Here is a 4349-nt window from a genome sequence, read left to right as displayed (position 1 = left end):
CCTACGACCCCGACACCCACCAGGCCAACAGCAAGATCAAAACGACTCCCGAGACCACTTTGGCGGCATAGGGGTTGACTCAGGAAACTCATCGCCGCGCCTCCTCAGCTTGACTCCGGCGGCGATGAGCCGCTTGGCGTGCTTCTTGTGGACGGCTTGGCGGGTGACACCGAGCGCCTCGGAGACCTGCGGCCAGCTCCAGCCCGCCCGCATGGCCTGCTCGACAGCGGCGTCCTCCAGTTGATCGGCAAGGCGCCGCAACGCCACGACAGCCGCCAGGGCGTCAGCGGGCTCAGGGGGAAGGGAATTCTCGCCGACGGACATGCAAGCAACTGTAGTTGACTAACGAAGATAGTCAACCTGAGTTGCTAATGACTGGGGCGGAGTGCAGCGATCCCGTCGGAGGCTCGTGATCACGGGCCTCCCTGTCGGCAAACGATCGAATGACGACAGGCGCGGCGGGTGTCCAATGAACCCGGACATTCCGGGGCCTCTTGGCGGCGCGGATCCAATCAGATCCGTTGGTGATTGATGACAGGGTTTGGTGACAGATAGGGTCCGATCCTCCGTATGGAAGGGGCCCCTGATGGCGAACCTGGTCTACAAGCGGGTCGCGACCGACCAGCAGTCGACCGCCCGGTAGAACCTCGTCCTGGACGAGGCCGGAATCGAGGACCCGATCCCGTTCGAGGAGGAGGCCGGCACCTCCAGCCGCCTGCACCCGCTCCAACGCCCGAAGTTCGGCGAACTGCTGGCGTACGCGCGGCCGGGCGACACCGTGCACATCTCCGAGATGTTCCGCCTCGTACGCGGCACCCAGCACATCCTCGACGTGCTCGACGTCCTGCACCGTGACCGTCTCGCCCTGCTCATCCACGACGGCGCGTTCTCCGCGATGGACCTCACCGCCCGCCACCCGCGCACCGGAGAACTGCTGTCCACGGTGAAGTTCATGGTGCAGACCCTCGCCGCCGCCGGCGAACTCCAGCGCGACCTCCAGCGTGAGCTGACCTACGACGGACTGCGGGCCGCCGAGGCCAAGGGCAACAAGGGCGGCCGACGCCCAGCCGTGACGGCCGGGATGACCGACGCCGTCCGCACTGCATACCTGGACGGCCGGTCCATCGCCGCCCTGGCCCGCGAGTACGACGTCAGCCGGGGCGCCATCCGCACGGCCGTCGCCGACCTCATGCCCGAGCACACCGCGGCCAACCACACGGACACACCGGCCCCGGAGCTGCCGGTCGCACTCGACATGCCGGGCAAGGTCGCCGACTTCCTCCGCGTGACCGAGCTGGACGATGCCGAGCGGGCCGCGCTCAACCAGGGCGTGACCGTACGGCGCGGCCAGGGCTACACGCTGCGTATCACCGCCGCGCCCGCGGTTCACCGCCAACTCCTCGCCCGCTGCCAGCCCCTCGATGCCGCCCAGGGCGCCCCGTCGATCCCGGCCCAGCGCAAGGCCCGCCGCGAGTACGAGAACCGCGTCAACGCCCTCCCGGCTACAGCCGGACCTTGATCAATCTCAGCGCCAGCCACGGTTCGGTTGATCCCCGAGGCCGATGTCAGTCCCTCAGGGGCGGCAGTTGCAGCAGCGCCGGGGGCAGGTCGATGATGCCGCGCTGCAGGTACCAGGCGCGGGCCCAGCGCAGGACCACCCCGCGGCGAAGCCGCCACTGGTCGCAGAACTGGGACAGCACGTCGTCGCAGAAGTCCTCGCGCAGCAGGACCAGGGTGTCGTCCTGCGGCCAGCCCTCCATGGAGATCCCGGCCTTCTCCGGGCTGCCCAGGTCCAGGGCGTCGGCCAGGACCGCCGCCGCGGCCCGGCTGGTGCCGCTGCCGTTGTAGCCCCATCCGAAGCCCCCGAACTCGTCCTCGTCCTTGGGCCGCAGCTCGCGCAGCACCTTCACGCCCTTGCGCTGGGTCGGCCCGAACTCCGGCTTCTCCACCCAGATCCGGGCCGGCTGCCACTGCCGGTCCTCGTCGCTGCCGCTCTCGGGCCCGTCCTGAACGCCGTGATACGTCCGGTCCTCATACTCCATGCCGTTCCCCTCCCCTGTGATGACGACGCCCGGCTCAGCGCTCCACCCACTCGTACCCGTCGTCCTCGCCGAACAGGGCCTCCTCGCCGACCTCGTCCAGCTCCAGGTCCAGTGCGTCGGCCTCGCTCGCGTCCATGGGCACCATGATGCCCTCGGAGATCGAACGCCCACGGCACTTCACTGCAACCCGCCGTCAGGACGTCCGCACGGCCCCGGCGATCCGGTCGGCGTAGGCGCGGTACGCCTTGCGCCCGGCCGGGGTGGAACCGTCACCGGCGAGGGCGGCGCACTGCTGCAGCGCGGCCTGGTGAAGCGCGAGCGGGGCGGTGACGCGCACCGAGTAGCCCTGTCCGCGGCGGGCGGTACGGCCGCCCTGCAGGGCTTCACGGACGGCAGCGTCCCCGGTGTCGCGGAGGTGGTCGGCCAGCAGGCCGGGAACGTCGAGCACCACCAGGGCGCCGGGCTCGGGCTCGCCCTGCTCGGCTTCGGCGGCGGCGCCGTCCTGCGTCTCGGGGTTGTCGGGGAGTTCGCGGGCACCGGCGGCGTCCAGGACGCGGCGGATGGTCTTGGGAGCGACCTGGTGCTGTCGGGCGAGGGCCTTGACCGCGGCCCCTTCCCCGTACGCCTCGACGACCTCGGCCACCGCCTTCTCATCGAGGGCTGCCGGACGGCCGAGGGTCTTGCCGGCGGCTTCGGCGGCGGCGACGCCTTCCTTGGTGTTCTCCGAGATCACGTCGCGCTGGAACTCCAGCACTCCGGCGAGCATGGTGACGAAGAGCTTGGTCTGCGGGTCGTCGGCCGCCAGGTCGAAGCCGGACCACGCGCCGGTGGCGATGTGCAGGTGCAGGCCGCGCTGCTGGAGGACTTCGCGGATCTGGATGACGTCCTTGGTCGAGCGGAACAGCCGCGCGGCGTCGGCGATGCGGATGGTGTCCCCGACCGCCGCGTCATCGAGCAGCCGGCGGAACCCGGCGCGGTTGATCGCGTAGACGCGGGAGGAGGTGGCCGGGTCCTCGTACTTCGGGGCGTCGGACTTGAGCAGACTGTCCAGAGCGTGGAGTTGGCGGGCATTGGTCTGTTTGTCGGTGGAATGCCGCAGATACAGACGGTCTGTCACGTATCGCCCCTTCCTGCGTCATTCGGCTTGGCGCCGACCGCGACCATAAGGGGGCGGAATGGGGAGGCGCAATCGCGGAGTGGAGCGGATTGGATCGACACCCCGAAATGATCCGAAATGTCCATCTCTCGTCAATGGATCGGCGACTGGGGGCGTAATCAATCGATTCAGCCCCCAGGGGCCATTCAACCGAGAGTGCGAAGCGGGACCGGCGCCGTCACAACGAGTCACTGCAACTACGCATAGCTACTCGTCTGGTGGCGGCAGTTAGTACGAGAACAGGGCCTCGACCGAACTGCCCTACTACTAGGGTGGCGTGATGAAGCTTCTCCTTACCGACTCCGGTGTCAGGAACGCGAGCATTCTGGCGGCGCTGGTCGATCTCCTGGGTAAACCGATCGCCGAGGCCAGCGCCCTCTGCATCCCCACTGCGGGGTACGGGGGCCCGTGCGGGGATCCGGGCGGGCCCTGGCGTTTCATCAGCGGACGGTCCCCCAGTCCCATGACCGAGTTGGGGTGGAAGTCGGTGGGCGTGCTGGAGCTCACCGCACTGCCCAGCATCGACAAGGAACGCTGGATCTCCTGGGTCCGAGAGGCAGACGCCCTGCTGGTGAACGGTGGCGATGCGCTGTACCTGTGCCACTGGATGCGGGAGTCCGGACTGGCCGACCTCTTCCCGTCGCTGCGCGACACGGTCTACGTAGGGCTCAGCGCCGGGAGCATGGTGCTGACTCCCCGGATCGGGGATGAGTTCGTCGACTGGCAGTCGCCCATCGGCGACGACAGCACGCTGGGAGTCGTCGATTTCTCCATCTTCCCGCACCTCGACCTCCCGGATTGTCCGGAGAGGAGCCTGGCCGAGGCGGAACGCTGGGCCGCCGAGATAAAGGGTCCGGCATACGCCATCGACGCTCAGACTGCCATCAAGGTGACTGACGGCAGCATCGAGGTCGTCTCCGAGGGTCACTGGAAGCTGCTCAACCCAGCATCATGAACGCCGACGACCGTGAGTCCGCGATCGAAGCGATCCTCGCCAACACCAAGACCGCGATGACCGGGCTGCCCGCGCTGCACGAATGTGCGGGCGAGCCATCGCCTAGTACTACAGGGATAGATCTCGATTGGCGGGTGCGGCAGGATGTTCTGCTGTGAGTGCGCGAGGTCAGGTCGACGATGAGGTGACGGCGGAG

The 4349-nt window shown here is 68.4% G+C and carries 6 protein-coding genes; 3 read left to right on the top strand and 3 right to left on the bottom strand.

The window, feature by feature from the left end:
• Positions 1-36: 36 nt before the first annotated feature.
• Complete coding sequence (locus ACZ38L_RS38620; RefSeq protein ID WP_465702684.1) at positions 37-324, bottom strand: hypothetical protein; 288 nt, start codon at positions 322-324, stop codon at positions 37-39.
• Between the two features lie 328 nt (positions 325-652).
• Between ACZ38L_RS38620 and ACZ38L_RS38615 the strand changes: the two genes are divergently transcribed.
• Positions 653-1519: a recombinase family protein gene (locus ACZ38L_RS38615; protein WP_465702685.1), complete on the top strand. Its 867-nt coding sequence runs from the start codon at positions 653-655 to the stop codon at positions 1517-1519.
• Between the two features lie 46 nt (positions 1520-1565).
• On the opposite strand, the gene ACZ38L_RS38610 is transcribed toward ACZ38L_RS38615, so the two are convergent.
• The gene (locus ACZ38L_RS38610) at positions 1566-2042 is read right to left on the bottom strand and encodes a hypothetical protein (protein WP_465702681.1); all 477 of its coding nucleotides are present in this window, start codon (positions 2040-2042) and stop codon (positions 1566-1568) included.
• A 193-nt stretch (positions 2043-2235) separates the two neighbouring features.
• Positions 2236-3159, bottom strand: a complete 924-nt coding sequence (locus ACZ38L_RS38605; RefSeq protein ID WP_465702677.1) for a recombinase family protein — start codon at positions 3157-3159, stop codon at positions 2236-2238.
• A 319-nt stretch (positions 3160-3478) separates the two neighbouring features.
• On the opposite strand from ACZ38L_RS38605, the gene ACZ38L_RS38600 reads away from it, so the two are divergent.
• Positions 3479-4153, top strand: coding sequence for a Type 1 glutamine amidotransferase-like domain-containing protein (locus ACZ38L_RS38600; RefSeq protein WP_465702674.1), 675 nt, complete (start codon positions 3479-3481; stop codon positions 4151-4153).
• Complete coding sequence (locus tag ACZ38L_RS38595) at positions 4150-4311, top strand: hypothetical protein (protein WP_465702671.1); 162 nt, start codon at positions 4150-4152, stop codon at positions 4309-4311. Before ACZ38L_RS38600 ends, ACZ38L_RS38595 begins: the two co-directional genes overlap by 4 nt.
• The last annotated feature ends 38 nt before the right edge of the window (positions 4312-4349 follow it).

It is taken from the genome of Kitasatospora sp. NPDC024654, assembly GCF_055559155.1.
This window is presented reverse-complemented; position numbering and strand designations above follow the sequence as displayed.

Coding starts and splice junctions, on each gene's coding strand:
- ACZ38L_RS38620 (WP_465702684.1), bottom strand. CDS start 324: ATGTCCGTCGGCGAGAATTCCCTTCCCCCTGAGCCCGCTGACGCCCTG.
- ACZ38L_RS38610 (WP_465702681.1), bottom strand. CDS start 2,042: ATGGAGTATGAGGACCGGACGTATCACGGCGTTCAGGACGGGCCCGAG.
- ACZ38L_RS38600 (WP_465702674.1), top strand. CDS start 3,479: ATGAAGCTTCTCCTTACCGACTCCGGTGTCAGGAACGCGAGCATTCTG.
- ACZ38L_RS38595 (WP_465702671.1), top strand. CDS start 4,150: ATGAACGCCGACGACCGTGAGTCCGCGATCGAAGCGATCCTCGCCAAC.